Origin of the sequence: Streptomyces sp. NPDC087215, from assembly GCF_044744885.1 — a bacterium.
Taxonomy (GTDB): domain Bacteria; phylum Actinomycetota; class Actinomycetes; order Streptomycetales; family Streptomycetaceae; genus Streptomyces.
Window position 1 is genome coordinate 959,420 of sequence record NZ_JBIUZD010000001.1, and the last position, 19,510, is coordinate 978,929.

Here is a 19,510-nt window from a genome sequence, read left to right on the forward strand (position 1 = left end):
CCTCTGGGGTGGAGTGGGCACGGCAGGACCCTAGGAGGATTTGAGTGCCGGGGCCGTGTGGGGGCTCCGGGTGCCGAGATGGTGGAAGAACAGGTTGAGCAGGACGGCGACGAGCGCGCCGGCGCTGATGCCGGAGCCGAGGACCGTCTGCGCCCAGGCGGGGAAACCGGCGTAGAAGGTGGGGGCGGCGAGCGGGATGATGCCCGCGCCGAGCGCGACGGCCACCAGGATGATGTTGGAGCTGTCGTCGAGTCCGGCTTCCGACAGGGTGCGGATGCCGCTGACGGCGATCGAGCCGAAGAGGACGATGCCCGCGCCGCCGAGGACCGGCATGGGGACCGTGGAGACGACCGCGCCGAGGACGGGGAAAGCGCCGAGGACCAGGAGGGCGCCGCCCGCGACGGCGACCACGTACCGGGACCGTACCCGGGTCAGCGAGACGACGCCGACGTTCTGGGCGAAGGCCGAGGTCGGGAAGCCGCCGAAGACGGGTCCGAGCAGGGTGGCGATGCCGTCGGTGCGCAGTCCCCGGGTGATGGTCCGGCCGTCGCTGCGCCGGTCGCAGATCTCGCCGAGGGCGAGCATCCCCGCGCTGGACTCGGTCATGAGGACCAGCATGACGATGCAGAGGGAGAGGATCGCCGCGGGCTGGAACTCGGGGGCGCCGAAGGCGAAGGGGGTGGGCAGGGCGGCGACGGGTGCCTCGCGCAGGGCGCTGAAGTCGGCGAGGCCGAAGGGGATCGCCGCGAGGGTGCCGATGAAGAGGCCGAGGAGCAGGGCGATCTGTTTGACGAAGCCCCTGCCGAAGCGCTGGAAGAGCAGGATGACGACGAGGGTGAGGCCCGCGAGCGCCAGGTGCTTCATGGCGCCGAAGTCGGCGGCGGTCTTGTCGCCGCCCTGGGCCCAGCCGACGGGCACGGGCATCAGGGTGACCCCGATGAGGGTGATGACGACGCCGGTGACGAGCGGCGGGAAGAAGCGCAGGAGCCTGCCGAAGAAGGGTCCGACGGCGAGGCAGAAGACTCCGGCGACCATGACCGCGCCGTAGATGGCGGGGAGTTGACGGCCGGGGGCGCTGGTCTCGGCGATGGCGAGCATCGGGGCGATGCCCGCGGAGGAGGCGGCGTTGACGAACGGGAGCCGGTTTCCGGCGAAGCGTCCGATGCCGAGGGTCTGCAGGACGGTCGCGCAGCCGGCGATGAGCAGGCTGGCGGCGATGAGCCGGGTCATCCCGGCGGCGTCCAGGCCGACTGCCTGGCCGATGATGAGCGGAGGGGTGACGACGCCTGCGTACATGGCGGCGATGTGCTGGAGTGCCGCGGGGACGAGCCGCGAGGCGGGGAGCTTTTCGTCCACCGGATGGACCTGACGGGTGGTGTCCGGCGAGGTGGAACACGGGCCTTCGGCGGGTGCCGGCCCCTTTGCGGGCTGTGCCATGAGATTCCCTCCGGTCTGGCGCGGCCCCGGCCCGACTGCGGGCGGGCGGGGGCCTTCACTCAGATGCCGCTTAGAGGTTGGTCATGTCGACCGGGATCCGCGCCGTGGCTCCGTCGCGGAGGACGGTGGCCTCGATGAGGCCGTACATGCGGTCGGCGGCGTAGTAGACCTCGTTGTCGTTCTTCAGTCCGAACGGTTCGAGGTCGACGAGGAAGTGGTGCTTGTTGGGGAGCGAGAAGCGGACTTCGTCGATCTCCGAGCGGTGGTTGATGATCCGCGAGGCCATCTGGTAGAGCGTCTGCTGGAGGGAGAGCGAGTAGGTCTCGGCGAAGGCCTGGAGCATGTGCTTCCGGGTCTCGGCGTAGGACCGCTCCCAGTGGGGCATACGCTGCTCGTCGTCGGTCCAGTTGAACCGCCACCGGCCGGACACCTGGGTGGCCAGGATGCGGTCGTACGCCTCCTGGAGCGTCGTGTACTTGTCCTTGATGTAGCCCCAGAACTCCGAGTTGGTGGAGTTCATGACGACGAGGTCCTTGAGGCCGGAGATGACCTCCCAGTTCTGGCCGTCGTAGGTGATCTGGGTGACGCGGGTCTCCTGGCCCTGGCGGACGAAGGAGTGGTTGACCTCGTCGGCGCCGATGAACTTGGAGTTGGCCTCGGAGGTGGCGATGCGGTCCCAGGCGTACTCCTCTATCCGGATGCGGGCGCGCCGGATCGGCTCCTGGCTCGACACGAAGTGCCGGGCGAGGTGGATGCCGAACTGCTCGGCGGACTCGATGCCGTACTCCTTGGCGAACGCGAAGACGGTGTTCTTCGTCGTGTCGGTGGGGAGGCAGTGGGCGTTGGAGCCGGAGAGGTGGAGGTCCTCGAGGTCGCCGGAGAGGGCGACGGAGACGTTGAGGTCCTTGATGTGGTGGGTGTCGCCGTTCCGCGTGATCTTGACGACGCGGTTCTCTGCTTTGCCGTACTGGTTCTGGCCGAGAATCGTGGGCATGTCTGCTAGCTCCCTCGGTATACGGAGTAGCCGAACGGGTTGAGCAGCAGCGGTACGTGGTAGTGCTCGCCGGGGGTGACGGCGAACGTGATCGCCACCTCCGGGAAGAACGCACCGCTGTCCCTTACGCGGGGGGCGTCCTGCTGCGCCTCGGCTCGGTTCTTGGAGAAGTACGTCTCGACCTCGAAGTCGAGGCGTACCTGGGTGGTGCCCTCCGGCAGGGCCGGCAGGTCCTTGCAGCGTCCGTCCGCGTCGGTGGCCGAACCGCCGAGCGCGACCCACTCCGCGTCGGAGCCGCCGCGGGCCGCGAGCGTGATGGCCACGCCCTCGGCGGGGCGGCCGATGCTGGTGTCCAGGATGTGTGTGGACACCGAGGCCGTGGTGTCGGTGCTCATCGCGCGTCCTCTTCTTCTACGAGTCGGGTCAGCCGAATACGGTTGATCCTGCCCAGTTCGGTGCGGACGGTCTCCCGCTCCGCCTCGGGCGAGTTCCCGATCCGTTCCCGGAGTGCGTCGCGCATCTGCTCTCCGGTCCTGCCGGTGGCGCAGATGAGGAAGACATGGCCGAACCTGTCCTGGTAGTCCAGGTTGAGTTCGAGCATCTCGGCCTTGAGTTCCTCGGAGGCGTCGGCCATTCCCCTCTGTTCGCGGGAGGAGGTCGGGTCCCCTGCCTTCGGACGGCCGATCGGCGGGTGCCCCGCCATCGCCTCGGCCAGGTCCTCACCGGTCAGCTCGGCCATGGCGGCGTCGCTGTTGAGGAAGAGGGCTTCGGCGGTGGTGTACGGGCGCTGGGCGAGGATCTTGTGCCCCCACGCCGAACTGGAGCACACCTCGTGGAGCGCGGCGACGGCCTCGCTCTCCGCCGAGGCGTTGAACCGGGTGAGACCCGGTGTCGTACCTGAAGTCACGGGAAGCCTCCGTGGCTGTTTTTCGCTGTGCGTCGGACGGGCTGCGGATAGCTAACGCCCTCGGCAACACGACGTCAACACTTTGTTGAAAACTCGGCCACGCAAAAGCCGTCGTCCCGACATCCGGACGACGGCTTGCGGCGGCAACCGGTCAACTACTCGCCCTGAGCAGCCTTTTCCCTGCTCAGGGCGGTCTCCCGGTTGAGGTAGTTGTACACCGTGAAGCGGCTGACCCCCAGGGCCCCGGCGACCGTCTCCACCCCGTGACGCACCGAGAACGCGCCACGCGCCTCCAGGATCCGGACGGCCTCCTGCTTGGCCTTGCGGTCGAGCTCGGCCAGCGGCATCCCGTGCCGCCGCTCCATCGCGGCGAGGATGCGGTCCAGCGATTCGGACAGCTGCGGCAGCCGTACGGCGAGGACCTCCTCACCCTCCCAGGACAGGACCACGTCGTCGGCCTCCGCCTGCGCGGGGCCGAGCAGCTCGGCGCCCATCGCGTCGGCCAGCGGCTTCACGGCGGCGACCAGCGGGTGCTCACTCACTCCCCGCCCTCCCCGATCACATTGACCTGGAGGGAGACGCGGGTGGCACCGGCCGCGAGGGACCGGCGCAGCAGCTCGTCGACCGCGCCGAGGACCGCGTCGGCGCCACCCTCCGCCGTGTTGCCGAAGGGGCCGACGTCGACCGCGTCCAGTTCGGCGGACTGGATGACCTCACGGGCCACGACCGCGTGCGCCGGGGCCTCGTCGAGGTCGAACGGCTCGGTCGTGAACTCCACTCTCAAACGCACCATGGCCCCACGCTACGGCCCTGCCGGGACCCACGGGAGCCCCGGACCTGCGGGGACCCCTTGACAAGTACACCGCCCGCCTTGCAGCATTCCGTCAGACAGAAACTTACTTCCGCGATACGGAAGGAGCGCCGCCCCTCATGGGATTCACGGACCAGCGCTTCGATGTGAACCTGTCGATCCTCTTCACGGAACTCCCGCTCCTGGAGCGCCCCGCGGCCGCCGCCGCGGCGGGCTTCACGGCGGTCGAGCTGTGGTGGCCCTGGATCGACACCGCCACCCCCGAGCAGAGCGAGCTCGACGCACTCAAGAAGGCCCTCGACGACGCCGGCACCCGGCTGGTGGGCCTGAACTTCTACGCCGGACAGCTCCCCGGCCCGGACCGCGGCGCCCTCTCCGTGCCCGGTGAGGAGTCGGACCGGTTCCGGACCAACATCACGGTCGCCGCCGACTTCGCGGCCTCGGTCGGCTGCCGGGCGCTCAACGCGCTCTACGGCAACCGCGTGGAGGGCGTCGACCCGCAGATCCAGGACACCCTCGCCCTGGAGAACCTGGTCCTGGCCGCCCGCGCCGCCCACCGCGTCGGCGCGATCCTCCTGATCGAGACCCTCAACCAGCCGGAGTCGCCGCTCTACCCCCTGGTGAGCGCGCCCGCCGCCATCGAGGTCGTGGACAAGGTGAACGCGGCCACCGGCCTCGGCAACGCCAAGTTCCTCCTCGACGTCTACCACCTGTCGATGAACGGCGAGGACGTCAGCCGGGTCATCGCGGAGTACGCCGACAGGACCGGCCACGTGCAGATCGCGGACAACCCGGGCCGCGGCGCGCCGGGCACCGGCGAGCTGCCGCTGGAGCGGCTCCTCGACGAGCTGACGAAGGCCGGGTACGACGGCTGGGTCGGCCTGGAGTACAAGGCCCCCGACGCCGCCGCGTCCTTCGGGTGGCTCCCCGCCGAGGCCCGCGCCGCCCGCTGACCCCGGCGGGACTCCGGCGGACTCCGGCGGACCCCGGCGGGACCCCGAAAGGCGTTCCGCCGACCCCGGCGGGACTCCGGGCAGGCACCCCGCCACCCCGGCGGGACCCCGACGGCGGGGCACCCGCCGACCGGCGGGGCCCGCCACCCGGCACACCCCCGCCGACCGCTCGTCGGCCCGCGACTCCTCCCCCGTACCACCTGTTTCGAGAGGCACCCTCATGAGCACCCTTCCCAAGATCGCGTGGATCGGTCTCGGCATCATGGGCTCCCCCATGTCCGAGAACCTCCTGAAGGCCGGTTACCCCGTCACCGGCTACACCCTGGAGCAGGACAAGCTGGACCGCCTGACCAAGGCCGGGGGCACCGCCGCCGGGTCGATCGCCGAGGCCGTCGCGGACGCCGACGTCGTCATCACGATGGTGCCCGCCTCCCCCCAGGTCGAGGCCATCGCCTACGGTCCCGAGGGCATCCTGGAGAACGCCCGGCGGGGCGCGCTGATCGTGGACATGTCGTCGATCACCCCGCAGACCTCGGTGGACCTGGCGAAGAACGCCGCCGAGAAGGGCATCCGCGTCATCGACGCCCCGGTGTCCGGCGGCGAGGCCGGTGCCGTCGAGGCCGTCCTCTCCATCATGGTCGGCGGCGAGCAGGCCGACTTCGACGAGGCCCTGCCCGTCCTGGAGTCCCTCGGCAAGACCATCGTCCTGTGCGGCCCGCACGGCTCCGGCCAGACGGTGAAGGCCGCCAACCAGCTGATCGTCGCGGTCAACATCCAGGCCTGCGCCGAGGCCGTGGTCTTCCTGGAGAAGTCCGGGGTGAACCTCCGGGCCGCCCTCGACGTCCTCAACGGCGGTCTGGCCGGTTCGACCGTGCTGACCCGCAAGAAGGACAACTTCCTGAGCCGGGACTTCAGGCCCGGCTTCCGGATCGACCTCCACCACAAGGACATGGGCATCGTGACCGACGCCGCCCGCAACGTCGGCGCGGCCCTCCCGGTCGGCGCCGTCGTCGCCCAGCTCGTCGCCTCGCTGCGCGCCCAGGGCGACGGCGGTCTGGACCACTCGGCCCTGCTGCGCGCCGTCGAGCGCCTCTCCGGCCAGCAGGTCTGATGCCCGCCCCGGCTCGCCGGGGCCCCTGATCTCCGGCCGGTGGCGGCGCTGACAACCTGTCCTGTCGCGCCCAGGCGCCGCCGCCGGCCGGAGCACCACACTTCCTTTTCAACAAACTGTTGACGTCCTGTTCGGGCCGAACCTACGCTCCTCGGACCGTCAGCAGAGCCCCCGTACGGAAGGTCACGATGTCGAAGCGCGTGCTTACGACCGAGTCCGGCGCCCCCGTCGCCGACAACCAGAACTCCGCCACCGCCGGCGTCGGTGGCCCCCTCCTCCTCCAGGACCAGCACCTGCTGGAGAAGCTCGCGCGCTTCAACCGTGAGCGGATCCCGGAGCGCGTGGTCCACGCCCGGGGCTCCGGCGCGTACGGCTTCTTCGAGGTGACCGACGATGTCACCGCGCACACCGGCGCGCACTTCCTCGGCGAGGTCGGCAGGCGGACCGAGACCTTCATCCGCTTCTCCACCGTGGCCGACTCGCTCGGCGGCGCGGACGCGGTCCGCGACCCGCGCGGCTTCGCGCTGAGGTTCTACACCGAGGAGGGCAACTACGACCTCGTCGGCAACAACACCCCGGTGTTCTTCATCAAGGACCCGATCAAGTTCCCCGACTTCATCCACTCGCAGAAGCGCGACCCCTTCACGGGCAAGCAGGAGCCGGACAACGTCTGGGACTTCTGGGCGCACGCCCCCGAGGCCACCCACCAGATCACCTGGCTCATGGGCGACCGCGGCATCCCGGCCTCGTACCGGCACATGAACGGCTACGGCTCCCACACCTACCAGTGGACCAACGAGGCGGGCGAGGCCTTCTTCGTCAAGTACCACTTCAAGACGAACCAGGGCGTCCGCAGCCTCTCCGCCGAGCAGGCCGCCGAGCTGGTCGGCAAGGACGCCAACTCGCACCAGACCGACCTGCTCCAGGCGATCGAGCGCGGTGTGAACCCCTCCTGGACGCTGTACGTCCAGGTGATGCCCGCCGCCGAGGCCGCTGAATACCGCTTCAACCCGTTCGACCTCACCAAGGTGTGGCCGCACAGCGACCACCCGCTCCAGCGCGTGGGCCGTCTGGTCCTCGACCGCAACCCGGACAACGTCTTCGCCGAGGTCGAGCAGGCCGCGTTCTCCCCGAACAACTTCGTCCCGGGCATCGGCCCCTCGCCGGACAAGATGCTCCAGGGCCGCCTCTTCGCCTACGCCGACGCCCACCGCTACCGCCTCGGCGTCAACCACACCCAGCTCGCGGTGAACGCCCCGAAGGCGACCGTCGCCGAGAACTACGGCCGGGACGGCCTCATGGCCACCCGCCAGGGCTCGCGCCACGACAAGAACTACGAGCCCAACTCGTACTCGGGCCCCGCCCAGACCGACGCGGCGCTCTCCGCCCCGCTGGCGGTCCACGGCTGGACCGGCACCCACGCGGCCCCGCAGCACACCAAGGACGACGACTTCTTCCAGGCGGGCGAGCTGTACCGGCTGATGTCCGAGGACGAGAAGGGCCGTCTGGTCGCCAACATCGCGGGCGGCCTGTCCCAGGTGTCCCGCGAGGACGTCATCGAGAAGAACCTCGCGCACTTCGCCGCCGCCGACGCGGACTACGGCAAGCGCGTGGCCGAGGCGGTCCGCGCCCTGCGCGAGGACTGATCCTTCATCACCACCCAGACCGCGTACGGCATGTGACGGGAGGTCAGTGTCGTACGTGGTCCGGATCGACCGACCCGGATGAGGGGTGGCCGGTGATCCGGACAGCATGAGGACCGCGGCGGCGACGAGCCAGTGCGGTGGTAAGGGCGTGAGGTCCCCCTTCCTGACCTGAAGGAAGGGGAGTGCCTGCCGCCCGTCGCCGCCGCCGCGGTCCCGACGCCCCCCACTCCGCCCGGCAGCGCGAACGTCCTGTCGCGCCGGCCTCGTGCCGCCGGGCGGTCACCAACAGGAGAGCGCGGAACCAGGGTTACGGTCCCCGGTCCCGCGCTCTTCCTTCTGCACCGCCCCTCGTCTCCCGCACCACCCCTCCCCCCTTCTCTCGCACCACCCCTCCCCCCTTCTCTCGCAGTGCCCCTCCCCCCTTCTCGCGCACTGCCCCTCCCCCTTCTCGCGCCTCTCCTCCTCGCACAGGGCCCTCTCGGCAAGACCCTCTCGCACGGCTCCTTCCCGCCCGAATCCTTCTCGAACGACTCCGCCGAAGCATCGTTTCCGCGGTGAAGACGCACACCCTCCCGGGGGATTTTCCGCGATTCCGCACCACCTCGCCCCGCACCCGGGGTTATGCACTTCTCCATGCTGAAGAACCTGATGCGCGGGCTCGTCCCGCTCGCACTGATCCTGTCGCCGCTGGCCGCCCCCTCCCCCGCCCTCTCCGCCGGGGTCGGGGTGGTCCTGCTGCCCGACGCGCTCGCCGAGCTGCCGGAGGCCACCGAGGACCCGACCGGCTTCCGCCCGGCCGCCTTCCCCCACTGGAACACGGGCCTCGACGCGGCCGACGGCTGCGACACCCGCTCCGAGGTGCTGCTCGCCGAGGCCGTCGACGCCCCCGGCACCGGCGCGGACTGCGCGCTGACCGGCGGCCGGTGGACCTCGTACTACGACGGCCAGAGCGTCACCGACCCGACGACGCTCCGCGTCGACCACCTCGTCCCGCTGGCGGAGGCGTGGGAGTCGGGCGCCTCCGGATGGACCCAGGAGCGGCGCGAGCGGTTCGCGAACGACCAGGGGGCGACCGCGACGCTCGTCGCCGTCACCGCCCGCAGCCAGCGCGCCAAGGGCGACCGGGACCCGGCCGAGTGGGTGCCGTCGGACGCCGGGCAGTACTGCCGCTACGTCGGCGAGTGGATCTCCACCAAGCTGCGCTGGGGCCTGTCGGTCGACAAGGACGAGATGGAGGCGCTCAAGCTGTTCGCTGACGGCCCCTGCGAGGAGACCGTCGTGCTCCGCTCGACGCCTCCGCGCTGAGGGACCCCTCGACGACGGCCGCCCCGGCGGCCCGGCCCCCGTCACCGCCGTCACCTTCGTCACCGCCGTCGCCGCCGTCATCAGGACCGGGGCCGGTGGTCCGGTCCGCCCGGTCCCGGTCCGCCCGCGCCAGGGCGCAGGTGACCGCGAGCGAGGCGACGGCGAGGAGCGTCATGCCCGTACGGGGCGAGGTGTACTGGGCGAGCGTCCCGGCGAGCGCCGCGCTCAGCCCCTGGAGGGCGAGCATCCCGGAGGAGTGCAGCCCGAGGGCGTGCCCGCCCAGTTCCTCCGGCACCAGGCCCATCAGCCGCTCCTGGTGCAGGAGGCTCGCCCCGTACCCGACCGCCGAGACCGTCACCGCGAGCAGCGCGACCGGCAGCGGCGGGTCCAGGACGAACAGCGGGAACGGGGCCGCGAGCAGCGCCTGGAGCGGGAAGCGGAGGCGTCCGCGCAGCCGCGCCGGTACGAAGCGGCCCACCGCGGTGTCCCCGACCAGCATCCCCAGCGCGCCGCAGGCGAAGAGGAGCCCGGCGCGCCCGGGGTCGTACGGCACGAACAGTGACTCGCAGCCGACGATCAGCCCGTTGGGCACCCACAGCGCGAGGTAGCAGCGGCGGCGGGCGGGCGAGGAGAGCAGCAGCCGGTTGGTCCGCCAGGTCTCGGCGACGGACGCCCGCCCCTTCGCGCGCGGCGGACGGGCACCGAGCCCGAGCCGGGCGAGGAGCGCGGCGGCCAGGTAGCAGCCCGCGCCGGCCAGGACCGCGCCGCGCGGCGAGAGCAGGGCGACGAGGAGGCCACCGGTCGCGAAGCCCGCGATCTGGCAGACGCCCGTGGCCATGTTCGTGAGCGAGCGGCCCAGCAGATAGGAGTCACGGGGCAGGATCTCGTTGAGGAGTCCGTACCGCACGCCACCGCCGAGGGAGGCCGCGAGGCCCTCGACGAACAGGATCACGAAGAGCGCCCAGACCGGCAGGCCGGGGACCGCGAGGACCGCCGTGCCCACGGCGAAGCAGAGGGCGATGCCGCCGATCGCGGCCCGCGGCGGCAGCCGGTCGGCCGCCGAGAGCAGGGTGGTGGCACCGACCAGTTGGGCGAGCGAGGGCCCGAAGAGGGCGAGGGCGGCGAGGAGCGGGGAGCCGGTCGCGCGGAAGACGAGCGTGGCGAGGCCGAGCCCGGCGACGGTCTGGGCGGCGTTGTGGGCGGCGCCGGTGAGGAAGAGCGGGGTGAACTCGGGGACGCGGAAGAGGTCGCGGTAGCGGGGCATGTCGGGAGTCTCGGGCCGGGCCCGGCACCCCGGTATTGTTTCGCGCACCGGCGAAAGGCCGCACGGGCCCGGGGCGCGGGAGAGGACGGCGGGCGGCGTGGGCTGGTGGCAGATCGGCACGGATTCGCTGGCCGGGAGCCGGTTCGTCGTCTCGCCGCTCGCCGAGACGGTCGCCGCCCTGAAGACCCTGCACACGGGGACGGGAGCCCATCCGGGTGAGCGCGCCTGGCTGACCGCCCATCTGCCCGCGTACCGGCGGCGGCTCGCCGCCGCACCGCTCGACGCGCTGCTCGTCCGGGCCGCGATCGGGCCCACCTGGAACGCGGACTTCCTGACGCCGACGCCCACGGGCGCGCCCGGCCGGTCCTTCGAGGAGGAGGTCGCGGCCGTCCGGGACTGCGAACCGGGCGATGCCGTACCGCAGTTGGAGGTGGCGGTCGGCGGTCCCGTACCGGAGCCGCTGCGGACGGCGGAGGACCTGCCGGACCGGCTCGCGGGCGTCCTGGAGTGGGTGTGGCGGGAGACGGTGCTGCCGGACTGGGCGCGGCGGCGCCGGGTCCTGGAGGCGGACGTGGTGGCGCGCACGGCGCGGCTGGCGCGGGACGGCTGGGCGGCGGCGGTCGACGAGCTGAATCCGGGCAGGACGCGCTGGCTGGGCGAGGGGCGGCTGCAGGTCAACGCCCGCGCTTATCCGCCGCGTCGGGTGGACGGAGGGCGGCTCCTCTTCGTGCCCGTGACACCTCGGACGGGCTGGGTCTCCTGGGAGGGGTCGGAGCGTTTCGCGCTCGTGTACCCGTGCTCCGGCGCCCTCGTGGACGTATCGGGTCCCGTGGTGCCCGAGGCGCTGGGCGCGCTCCTCGGCGGGGCCCGCGCCGGGGTCCTCGTACGGCTCGGATCTCCGCTGTCCACCAGTCAGTTGGTGGCGCTCACCGGGCAGGGGCTGGGGTCGGTGGGGCGGCATCTGAAGGTGCTGCTCGACGCCGGGCTCGTACGACGTGACCGGGCGGGCCGGTCGGTCCTGTACGTGTGGACGGCGGCGGGCGCGGTGCTCGTACGGGCGCGGGGCGAAGCGCACCGCTCCTGAACGTCCTCGCGGCGGAGGGCCAGGGGCCCTGGGAGCGCCGGACGCCAGGTCAACGGTTGCCGGACGGGGATCCGTCGGGCAACGGCCTTCCGGTGAAAGGCTGTTGAGCAACACTCCTCGTACGAAGGGCCGTCGGGCACGCGGGCGGCCCCCGCCCCGGTGCGCTTCGGGGCGCTTCGGGGCGGGGGCCGTGGGTGCGACGGCGTGCGGGGTCAGACCCGGAGGGGCTTGATCGAGGTCGGCGCGTGGCCGGGCTCGGTCGCCAGCTCCTCGAACTCGGTGACGTCGCTCATGTCCACCGTCTTGCTCATGGCGATGTTGGTGACGCGTTCCAGGATGGCCTCGACGACGACCGGGACCCGGTGCTCGACGGCCAGCTTCTTGGCCTGCTCCAGCGCCTCGCCCAGCTCGTCCGGGTCGGTGACGCGGATGGCCTTGACGCCCAGGCCCTCGGCGACCTTGACGTGGTCCACTCCGTAGACGCCGATCTCCGGGGTGTTGATGTTCTCGAACTCCAGGTTGACCTCGAAGTTGATGCCGAGGCCGCCCTGCGCCTGGCGGATCAGACCCAGGTAGGCGTTGTTCACGAGGACGTGGACGTAGGGGACCTTGTGCTGGGCGGCGACCGCCAGCTCCTCGATCATGAACTGGAAGTCGTAGTCGCCGGAGATCGCGACGACCGGGGTCTCCGGGTCGGCGGTGGCGACGCCGATCGCCGCCGGGATCGTCCAGCCGAGCGGACCGGCCTGGCCGCAGTTGATCCAGTGGCGCGGCCGGTAGACGTGCAGGAACTGTGCGGCGGCGATCTGGGAGAGCCCGATGGTGGTGACGTACCGGGTGTCCCGGCCGAAGGCCTTGTTCATCTCCTCGTAGACGCGCTGCGGCTTGATCGGGATGTCGTCGAAGTGCGTACGGCGCTGGAGAGTGGCCCTGCGGTCCTGCGCGGAGGCGGCCCAGGCGGTGAAGTCGGGGAGCCTGCCCGCGGCCTTCAGCTCCTTGGCGATCTCGACGAAGAGTTCCAGGGCGGCCTTGGCGTCGGAGGCGATGCCGTAGTCCGGGGCGAAGATCTTGCCGAGCTGGGTGGGCTCGATGTCGACGTGGACGAACTTCCGGCCCTCGGTGTAGGCGTCGAGGTTGTAGCCGGTGTGGCGGTTGGCCCAGCGGTTGCCGATGCCGAGGACGAAGTCCGACGCCAGGAAGGTCGCGTTGCCGTAGCGGTGCGCGGTCTGGACGCCGACCATGCCCGCGGACAGCTCGTGGTCGTCGGGGATGGCGCCCCAGCCCATCAGGGTGGAGATGACGGGGACGCCGGTCAGTTCGGCGAACTCGACGAGCAGGTCGGTCGCGTCGGCGTTGATGATGCCGCCGCCCGCGACGATCAGCGGGCGCTCGGACTCCAGGAGGAAGCCCAGCGCCTTCTCGGCCTGCGCGCGGCTGGCGCGCGGCTTGTAGACGGGCAGCGGCTCGTAGGTCTCGGGGTCGAACTCGATCTCGGTCAGCTGGACGTCGATCGGGAGGTCGATGAGGACCGGGCCGGGGCGGCCGGAGCGCATCAGGTGGAAGGCCTGCTGGAAGACGCCGGGGACCTGCGCGGCCTCCAGGACGGTGGTGGCCGCCTTGGTGACCGGCTTGGCGATGCTCGCGATGTCGACGGCCTGGAAGTCCTCCTTGTGGAGCTTCGAGACCGGGGCCTGGCCGGTGATGCAGAGGATCGGGACGGAGTCGGCGATGGCCGAGTACAGGCCGGTGATCATGTCGGTGCCCGCGGGGCCCGAGGTGCCGACGCAGACGCCGATGTTGCCGGCCTTGGCGCGGGTGTAGCCCTCGGCCATGTGGGACGCGCCCTCGACGTGCCGGGCGAGCGTGTGGTTGACGCCGCCCACGTTCTTGAGCTCGCGGTAGAAGGGGTTGATCGCCGCGCCGGGGACGCCGAACGCCTGGGTGACGCCTTCGCGCTTGAGGATCTCAACGGCCGCTGCGGCGGCGGTCATACGAGGCATGGGAGTGCTCCTGCTTCGGCCGGGCGGACCCAAGCCCACCGGTCGGCCCGAAGAGGAGCCGAAGGGCTTGTTTCCGTAATGCGGAAATGCTGTTCTGCCATACGGAAGCAATGTAGGTCGGGCTCCGGAGAGCCGTCAAGGGAGGTCCGCGCAGCGGGACGCGAAGGATGCGCGGAAGTGGCCGAACTCCCACCCCGGGAAGCCCGTTGGGTGGACGATGGGTCCGAACGACAGGGGGTTGACCGTGGGTGATCCGGTACCGGTGCGCTGCCCGGTGTGTCTGCGGACGCAGGCGTACGCGCCGCCCGTCCTGCCCTGCGCGTGCGGGAGCCCGGTCGCGCCACCGGTGGTGGCGGGTGCGACGGCGGAGCCGGTCACCCACCGCAACTGGACCGACGAGTGGGTCACCGTCCGCTGCGACGCCTGTGGCCGTGAGAACGACTGGCCCCACCCGGACCTGGGCTGCTCCTGCGGAACGCTGCTCCGCGTGCCGGTCCTGGGCCCGCGCGAGAACGACGGCCCGGGGACGGCGGACGGCTCCCCCACGGGTACGGCCCCGGGCGCCACGGACGGCTCCCCCACGGGAAGAGGATGGAGTCCGGGGACACCGGGCGGATTCCTTACGGGCACGGGCACGGGGTCTGGTGCGGGCGCGGGCGCACCGGAGCGTTGGGCCGCCGGACCCGGCGCCACCGGACCGGTGGGGCCTGCGGGGCCCACGGGTCCCGGCGGGCAGGGGCCCGGCGCGCTCCCCGGCTGGCCGCTCACGGGCCGCAGGGCGCCGGGCGGCCCGCCCGACGTCCCCGGTCCGGGGCTCGACCTCGGCGCGGATCCGGAGCGGGGACCCCTGACCGGCCGGGGTGCGGGCGAGGCCCCGGGGTCTCGCCCGGCGTCCGGAACCGACAGCGCCTTCCGCGCCGGACCTGGCGCCGGGCCCGGCGACGGCCTGGTCCCGGGCCCCGGCGCCGGTCTCACGCCCGCACCCGCCGACGGGGACCACTCGGGCGCTGACGCCGGTACGGCCTCCGGGACGCGGTCGGGGCCGACGGCCTCGGGCGCGCGGTCGGGGCCCGTAGGTCCCCTGAGCCCCGACGGCCCGGGAGGTCTCCCCGGGCGGGCGGGTGCCACTGACCCCGAAGGGCACACCGGCCTCGCAGGTCCCATCAACCCCGCGAGTCCCACCGGACCTGCCGAACCCACCGGTCCTGCGGGTCCTGCGGGTCCTGCGGGTCCTGCGGGAGGACGTACCGACCCCGTCCCCCCGGCCTCCCCCGTGCCACCGACCGAACCCATCCCGCCCTCCGGCCCGGCCACGCCGACCGGCCCGACCGGTGCCGGGGGACACCCGACCGGTCCCGGACGGGTGTCCCCCGGCACCGGACCCCGCGCCTTCGCCGAGCGGTATCCCGCGCATCCCGCGCACATCCCGCTGCCGCCCACCGCGCCCCGGCCCGCTCCGGTGCGCGGGGCGTTCCGGCCCGTGACGATCCGGACCTCGCGGGACGCGGTCGCCGCGGCGGCCGGGTATCTGCGCTGGCTCGGCTTCCGGGACGTGGTCCAGCCGGAGGAGCGGCCCGTGTCCGGGGTGGACCTGCGGGGGCCGGGACTCGTCGCCCAGGTCGATCCGAGCACCCGGCCGACAGGGCTCCGGGCGGTCGAATGCCTCTGGCTCAACGGGCTGAGCGCCCCGGCGGTGAGCGTGTTCTTCTCGCTCGCGGGCTACACGCCCGAGGCCCGTTCGCGGGCGACCGAGGTCGGTCTGCCGCTGTTCGTGCTCGACCTCACCGGCACCCCGCAGCCGGTGAACGGCGCCGCGGACGATCTGGCGGAGGGCGGCCCCTGAGCCGGGCGGCTCCGGCGCTCCGCTGACGGCGCCCACGGCGCCCACAACACCTCAGCATCCGAAACCGGCCATTCACGCGTGACGATCACGCTCCCCCGGGCACAACACCCTCGGGGGGTGGGCGTGATGCCGACGGCGATGTGGTGGTTCATAGGGGCGGCCTGCGGACAGTTGCTGATCGCCGTCGTACTGCTGCGAACGCGCAGCAGGGAAAGAGGAACGGAGGAACCACCGCAGCCCCAGGCCCTCGCCCTGCTGCGGGGCGGGCGGCGGGCGGCCGTCACCGTGGCCCTGGTGGCGCTCCATCAGCGCGGCGCGGTCGCCGCGGGCCGCAAACATACGATTCGGGCCAACGGCGGGCCGGGCCGCACCCGGGACCCCGTACAGCTGGGTGTGCACGGGGCCCTGGACCGGGCCTTCCGGCTGCGGGACCTGGCGCAGCGGCCCGAGGCGCGGCGGGCGGTGGACGCGCTGAGCGGGGAACTGCGGGGAGCGGGGCTGCTGCGGCCCCGGACGCGGCTGTGGGCGGCGCGGGTGCTCCTCGGCTGTGTGCCGGTGACGGTGCTCGCGGGGGCGTACGCGACGGGGAGGTCGGGCACGACGGCGGTGGGGGCGCTCGCGGCGGGGACGCTGCCGGTGCTCGCGGCGGTCGTCCTGCTGCGGCTGCCGTCGGCGACCCCGGCGGCCCGGCGGCTGCTGTCGGCGCTGCGGGAGCGGCATCCGCTGCCCGCGCACCGGCGCGAGGTGACGGACGGGAAGCTGGTCCAGTTGTACGTGGCGCTGTACGGCGATCCGGCGCTCAGGCTGTTCCTGCCGAGGTTCTCGCGGGACGGCGGGCTCCTCGACCGGCCGCGCGAGGTGGACGGATTCCGGCCGCCGGACGGTGACGGCGGGGACGCGGGACCGGATGCGGTCGGCGGGAGGTGCTGAGGCCGCGCCATACTGTCGTATGCGTATCAGAGCGGCCGCACCGGCCGAACTCCCGCTGCTCCAGGACATCGAACGGGCGGCGGGCGAACCGTTCCGCGGGCTCGGCATGGCGGCGATCGCGGACGACGATCCGCTGCCGCTGGACGTGCTGGAGTCGTACCGGGGCGACGGGCGGGCGTGGGTGGCGGTGGACGCCGCCGACCGTCCGGTGGCGTACCTGCTGGCCGACACCGTGGACGGCGCCGCCCACATCGAGCAGGTGTCGGTGCATCCGGACGCGGCCCGCCGGGGGGTGGGACGGGCGCTGATCGAGCATCTGGCGGCGTCCGCTCGGGAACGGGGTCTCGCGGCGCTGACGCTGACGACGTTCGCCGAAGTCCCGTGGAACGCCCCGTACTACACCCGGCTCGGTTTCCGTCCGCTGACCGGGGCGGACCCGGCCCTGACGGAGGGGCTGCGCGCGATCAGCGCCGCCGAGGCGGCCCACGGCCTCTCGGCCTGGCCCCGCGTCTGTATGCGCCGGGAGGTGGCGGGCCCCTGAGTCCCCCGGGACACCGCGCGGGGAGCCCGGTGTCCCGTGTCCGTTGTCAGGGTGTCCGCTCTGGACGATCAGCCTCGGCAGGCGGGCTGAGCCGGTATCAGTGACACGGTGGGCCCGTACCCAGCCTCTCGGGGATGCCCGGTCTCTGCTTCACCGACCCCAGAAGGATCTTGAATGATCCAATGATCGGCGGCCCCCGGAGGCGTCGGTCGTCATCTTTGCCGTGGCTGTGGCGAGATGAACGATCCGGCCGGGCGAGGCCCGCTCCCCATGCCCCCGCCGAGGGGCGCATTTCTCTCGTTCGACGGCAAGGGATGTGAAGAGCTGGATGAGGAGACCTTCCATAGCGGTGGGCGCGGCCGTGCTGTGCTTCGCTCTGCTCGGCCTGTCCACGGGCGCCGGTAGTGCGACCGCCGCGCCCGGACAACCGGCAGGGACGGCAACGGCATTCGACGGCACGGCGGCTACGCCGACCGGTGAGGCGGCCGGACCGGGCACCGGTGTCCGCCACGACTACAACGGTGACGGCCGCAGCGATCTGGCCGCCTGGTACGACTACGCAGACGGGCACGACGCCGTACGCACCTTCCTCGCGGGCCCGGACGGCGCTTTCGCCGCGCCCGGGGTGGGCTGGGAGACCCCCGCGGGCAACTACTGGGCCGAGAACATGAAGCGCCTCACCGGCGACTTCGACGGGGACGGTGTGGGCGACCTCGCGGCCTTCTACGGTTACGAGGACGGCCGGGTCACCCTGCTGACCTGGCTCGGCCGTGGAGACGGCGGCTTCGCGGGTCCTCTCCGTTCCTGGACCGCGGAGCCGGGCAACTGGAATTTCGACGCCATGACCGCCCAGGCCGGCGACTTCGACGGGGACGGCCGTGACGACGTCGCCGTCTGGTACGCCTACGGGGACGGCAGCGACAAGCTCTTCACGATGCTCGCCCGCCCGGACGGCGGTTTCGGCGGGCACTTCTCGTCCTTCCAGCGGGCCCCTGGGGACGGCTGGTACGTCAACCGCATGAAGTTCGCCACCGGTGACTTCAACGGGGACGGCCGCGACGACCTCGCGGCGCTGTACGGGTACCGGGACGGCAGCGTCAAGCTGATGTACTGGGCCGGGCGGGTCGATGGCGGGTTCGCCGAGCCCGTGCACGGCTGGGAGTCCACGGGCTGGACGTTCCGGCAGCCGAGTCTGCACGCGGGTGACTTCGACGGTGACGGCCGTGACGAACTGGCTGCCTGGTACAACTACGCGGACGGGCGCGACGCGGTGATCGGCTTCCGTCTCGGCACGGACGGAAAGTTCGGCGACCGGCGGGACATGCTGGTCCTCCCGGCGGGCTCGTACGACCATGCGCGCATGAAGATCGTCACCGGTGACTTCAACGGGGACGGCCGCGACGACCTGGCCACTCTCTACGGCTACTCCGACGGACGGGTGAAGACGATCACCTTCACCGCCAGGTCCGACGGTGCCCTCAACAGTCCCCTGCACAGCTGGGAGTCCCAGCCCGGCAACTGGACCTTCAGCCGGGTCCACATGATCGAGGGGCACACCAGCCCCACCGTGCTGCCCTACTGTCCCGCGGTGTTCGGGCACGGCGGGTATCCCCAGCAGCCGGAAGCCTCGGCAGTCGACCAGATCCGGGCACCGAACCACCCCAGGGGCCTCGCCCAGGAGAAGAGCTGGGGCGCGGCCGGGGTGGAGGCCGATCTGCGGCTGACCAAGAACGGCACCAAGGCCGTGATGTGGCACAACGCCAGCACCAACGGGCTGACCGGTCCGCTCGGTACCGTCTCGGAGCTGCCGTGGGCGAGCGGGACGAACCCGCTCAAGGGACGCACCATCACGCGCGGCCCTTACGCGGGTGAGACCGTGTACACGTTCCGCGAGTGGCTCGACAGTGCCAAGTCCCTCGGCATGGTCGTGATGGTGGAGGTGAAGGGGGAGACGAAGCAGTCTCTCCTCCACAGCGACCCGTCGGTCCGATCGACGGCCTGGAACGAGGTGCTCGCACCGATCGCGGAGCGCATCGCGTCCCAGGAGATCATCATCTACACGCATGACCAGGAGCTGGCTCCGGAGCTCCGGAGCCGGGTCAGCGCCGCAGGCCTCTCCGCGGCCCTCACCGGCTTCCCCGACTGGTACGACGTCGTCGACTGGAAGGAACCGCCCCCGCCGGCCTCCGGCAACTACGCCTCCTGGCAGCGGGCGCTGGACGCCGATGTGACCCGGCTGGCCACCTCGTGGACGAAGGGCCTCACCGACTGGATGGGCGGACGCTGCGTCTGACGTTCGCACCGGGCCGCGGGGGAGGCGATGAAGTCCGCCTCCCCGCGGCCCGGTGCTTTCCCCATGCCGCTCCACGGCCGGATCAGCGGGAAAGCGCAGTAGGAGCCGCGAATCCGCCGTGACCAGCTTCCACAATCAGGACAGACGGCCCCAGCCACCGCGCTTCGGGCCTCCATGCGTACCGCCTCGTCGCTCACGCCGGGTAGACCAGTCCACGGCGGCCCGCTCGTCGGGGAAGTGGCCGCGGACCTTGACCGCCCGTCGGATCCTGGCGTTCACGGACTCGACGGCGTTGGTCGTGCGGACGATGCGGCGGCTCTCGGTGTCGAAGCGGAGGAACGGGGTGAACTCTCGGTGTCGCCGAGGAGCGGGGCGGTGGAAGTCCCGTGCG

At 72.1% G+C, this 19,510-nt stretch carries 17 protein-coding genes and 1 pseudogene; 9 read left to right on the plus strand and 9 right to left on the minus strand.

The window, feature by feature from the left end; all coding sequences use genetic code 11:
• Nucleotides 1-30: 30 nt before the first annotated feature.
• The 6 genes from ACIO92_RS04135 to ACIO92_RS04160 form a co-directional block, all read right to left on the minus strand.
• Entirely contained in the window at nucleotides 31-1,437 is a 1,407-nt protein-coding gene (locus ACIO92_RS04135; protein ID WP_366445137.1) for a nucleobase:cation symporter-2 family protein, read from the minus strand.
• A 70-nt stretch (nucleotides 1,438-1,507) separates the two neighbouring features.
• Complete coding sequence (gene pucL / locus ACIO92_RS04140; protein ID WP_366445136.1) at nucleotides 1,508-2,431, minus strand: factor-independent urate hydroxylase; 924 nt, start codon at nucleotides 2,429-2,431, stop codon at nucleotides 1,508-1,510.
• Between the two features lie 5 nt (nucleotides 2,432-2,436).
• On the minus strand, nucleotides 2,437-2,826 hold the full coding sequence (gene uraH / locus ACIO92_RS04145) for a hydroxyisourate hydrolase (RefSeq protein ID WP_366445135.1): 390 nt from the start codon (nucleotides 2,824-2,826) through the stop codon (nucleotides 2,437-2,439).
• Nucleotides 2,823-3,338: a 2-oxo-4-hydroxy-4-carboxy-5-ureidoimidazoline decarboxylase gene (gene uraD, locus ACIO92_RS04150; protein ID WP_366445134.1), complete on the minus strand. Its 516-nt coding sequence runs from the start codon at nucleotides 3,336-3,338 to the stop codon at nucleotides 2,823-2,825. Before uraD ends, uraH begins: the two co-directional genes overlap by 4 nt.
• A 155-nt stretch (nucleotides 3,339-3,493) precedes the next feature.
• Nucleotides 3,494-3,832 (minus strand): helix-turn-helix domain-containing protein, encoded by a 339-nt coding sequence (locus ACIO92_RS04155; RefSeq protein WP_366445192.1) that lies wholly within the window; start codon nucleotides 3,830-3,832, stop codon nucleotides 3,494-3,496.
• A 44-nt stretch (nucleotides 3,833-3,876) separates the two neighbouring features.
• Nucleotides 3,877-4,128: a hypothetical protein gene (locus ACIO92_RS04160; RefSeq protein WP_366445191.1), complete on the minus strand. Its 252-nt coding sequence runs from the start codon at nucleotides 4,126-4,128 to the stop codon at nucleotides 3,877-3,879.
• 140 nt (nucleotides 4,129-4,268) lie between these two features.
• Here ACIO92_RS04160 and ACIO92_RS04165 point away from each other — a divergent pair, with 140 nt between their 5' ends.
• From ACIO92_RS04165 to ACIO92_RS04180, 4 genes are all read left to right on the plus strand, one after another.
• Nucleotides 4,269-5,102 carry a TIM barrel protein gene (locus tag ACIO92_RS04165; protein ID WP_366445133.1) on the plus strand — a complete coding sequence of 278 codons (834 nt, stop codon included), beginning with the start codon at nucleotides 4,269-4,271 and terminating at the stop codon, nucleotides 5,100-5,102.
• A 220-nt stretch (nucleotides 5,103-5,322) separates the two neighbouring features.
• Nucleotides 5,323-6,213 carry a 2-hydroxy-3-oxopropionate reductase gene (locus ACIO92_RS04170; RefSeq protein ID WP_366445132.1) on the plus strand — a complete coding sequence of 297 codons (891 nt, stop codon included), beginning with the start codon at nucleotides 5,323-5,325 and terminating at the stop codon, nucleotides 6,211-6,213.
• A gap of 188 nt (nucleotides 6,214-6,401) precedes the next feature.
• Nucleotides 6,402-7,859, plus strand: coding sequence for a catalase (locus tag ACIO92_RS04175; protein WP_366445131.1), 1,458 nt, complete (start codon nucleotides 6,402-6,404; stop codon nucleotides 7,857-7,859).
• A gap of 633 nt (nucleotides 7,860-8,492) precedes the next feature.
• Nucleotides 8,493-9,164: an HNH endonuclease family protein gene (locus tag ACIO92_RS04180; protein ID WP_366445130.1), complete on the plus strand. Its 672-nt coding sequence runs from the start codon at nucleotides 8,493-8,495 to the stop codon at nucleotides 9,162-9,164.
• Here the strand turns inward: ACIO92_RS04180 and ACIO92_RS04185 are convergent.
• Nucleotides 9,100-10,428, minus strand: a complete 1,329-nt coding sequence (locus ACIO92_RS04185) for an MFS transporter (protein ID WP_402280894.1) — start codon at nucleotides 10,426-10,428, stop codon at nucleotides 9,100-9,102. The genes ACIO92_RS04180 and ACIO92_RS04185 overlap by 65 nt on opposite strands.
• Nucleotides 10,429-10,525: 97 nt before the next feature.
• On the opposite strand from ACIO92_RS04185, the gene ACIO92_RS04190 reads away from it, so the two are divergent.
• On the plus strand, nucleotides 10,526-11,512 hold the full coding sequence (locus ACIO92_RS04190; RefSeq protein ID WP_402280892.1) for an ArsR family transcriptional regulator: 987 nt from the start codon (nucleotides 10,526-10,528) through the stop codon (nucleotides 11,510-11,512).
• Between the two features lie 212 nt (nucleotides 11,513-11,724).
• Here the strand turns inward: ACIO92_RS04190 and gcl are convergent, their stop codons facing one another.
• Nucleotides 11,725-13,512 carry a glyoxylate carboligase gene (gene gcl / locus ACIO92_RS04195; protein WP_366445127.1) on the minus strand — a complete coding sequence of 596 codons (1,788 nt, stop codon included), beginning with the start codon at nucleotides 13,510-13,512 and terminating at the stop codon, nucleotides 11,725-11,727.
• Nucleotides 13,513-14,875: 1,363 nt separating this feature from the next.
• Between gcl and ACIO92_RS04200 the strand changes: the two genes are divergently transcribed.
• The 4 genes from ACIO92_RS04200 to ACIO92_RS04215 all read left to right on the plus strand — a co-directional run bounded on the left by ACIO92_RS04200 (nucleotide 14,876) and on the right by ACIO92_RS04215 (nucleotide 19,119).
• Entirely contained in the window at nucleotides 14,876-15,355 is a 480-nt protein-coding gene (locus tag ACIO92_RS04200) for a hypothetical protein (RefSeq protein WP_401237648.1), read from the plus strand.
• Nucleotides 15,356-15,481: 126 nt separating this feature from the next.
• Complete coding sequence (locus ACIO92_RS04205; protein WP_366445189.1) at nucleotides 15,482-16,285, plus strand: TIGR04222 domain-containing membrane protein; 804 nt, start codon at nucleotides 15,482-15,484, stop codon at nucleotides 16,283-16,285.
• 19 nt (nucleotides 16,286-16,304) lie between these two features.
• The gene (locus ACIO92_RS04210) at nucleotides 16,305-16,826 is read left to right on the plus strand and encodes a GNAT family N-acetyltransferase (RefSeq protein WP_366445126.1); all 522 of its coding nucleotides are present in this window, start codon (nucleotides 16,305-16,307) and stop codon (nucleotides 16,824-16,826) included.
• A 328-nt stretch (nucleotides 16,827-17,154) separates the two neighbouring features.
• Complete coding sequence (locus ACIO92_RS04215) at nucleotides 17,155-19,119, plus strand: FG-GAP-like repeat-containing protein (RefSeq protein WP_366445125.1); 1,965 nt, start codon at nucleotides 17,155-17,157, stop codon at nucleotides 19,117-19,119.
• A 213-nt stretch (nucleotides 19,120-19,332) separates the two neighbouring features.
• Here the strand turns inward: ACIO92_RS04215 and ACIO92_RS04220 are convergent.
• Nucleotides 19,333-19,470: pseudogene (locus ACIO92_RS04220) on the minus strand (transposase); the annotation flags it as partial.
• Nucleotides 19,471-19,510 lie beyond the last annotated feature (40 nt).

What these genes read in the sequence shown, in the direction of transcription:
- pucL (WP_366445136.1), bottom strand. Translation starts at nt 2,431, where the DNA reads ATGCCCACGATTCTCGGCCAGAACCAGTACGGCAAAGCAGAGAACCGC.
- ACIO92_RS04210 (WP_366445126.1), top strand. Translation starts at nt 16,305, where the DNA reads ATGCGTATCAGAGCGGCCGCACCGGCCGAACTCCCGCTGCTCCAGGAC.
- ACIO92_RS04205 (WP_366445189.1), top strand. Translation starts at nt 15,482, where the DNA reads ATGCCGACGGCGATGTGGTGGTTCATAGGGGCGGCCTGCGGACAGTTG.
- ACIO92_RS04135 (WP_366445137.1), bottom strand. Translation starts at nt 1,437, where the DNA reads ATGGCACAGCCCGCAAAGGGGCCGGCACCCGCCGAAGGCCCGTGTTCC.
- uraH (WP_366445135.1), bottom strand. Translation starts at nt 2,826, where the DNA reads ATGAGCACCGACACCACGGCCTCGGTGTCCACACACATCCTGGACACC.
- ACIO92_RS04155 (WP_366445192.1), bottom strand. Translation starts at nt 3,832, where the DNA reads ATGGGCGCCGAGCTGCTCGGCCCCGCGCAGGCGGAGGCCGACGACGTG.
- ACIO92_RS04215 (WP_366445125.1), top strand. Translation starts at nt 17,155, where the DNA reads ATGAGGAGACCTTCCATAGCGGTGGGCGCGGCCGTGCTGTGCTTCGCT.
- ACIO92_RS04185 (WP_402280894.1), bottom strand. Translation starts at nt 10,428, where the DNA reads ATGCCCCGCTACCGCGACCTCTTCCGCGTCCCCGAGTTCACCCCGCTC.
- ACIO92_RS04170 (WP_366445132.1), top strand. Translation starts at nt 5,323, where the DNA reads ATGAGCACCCTTCCCAAGATCGCGTGGATCGGTCTCGGCATCATGGGC.
- ACIO92_RS04180 (WP_366445130.1), top strand. Translation starts at nt 8,493, where the DNA reads ATGCTGAAGAACCTGATGCGCGGGCTCGTCCCGCTCGCACTGATCCTG.
- ACIO92_RS04165 (WP_366445133.1), top strand. Translation starts at nt 4,269, where the DNA reads ATGGGATTCACGGACCAGCGCTTCGATGTGAACCTGTCGATCCTCTTC.
- gcl (WP_366445127.1), bottom strand. Translation starts at nt 13,512, where the DNA reads ATGCCTCGTATGACCGCCGCCGCAGCGGCCGTTGAGATCCTCAAGCGC.
- ACIO92_RS04175 (WP_366445131.1), top strand. Translation starts at nt 6,402, where the DNA reads ATGTCGAAGCGCGTGCTTACGACCGAGTCCGGCGCCCCCGTCGCCGAC.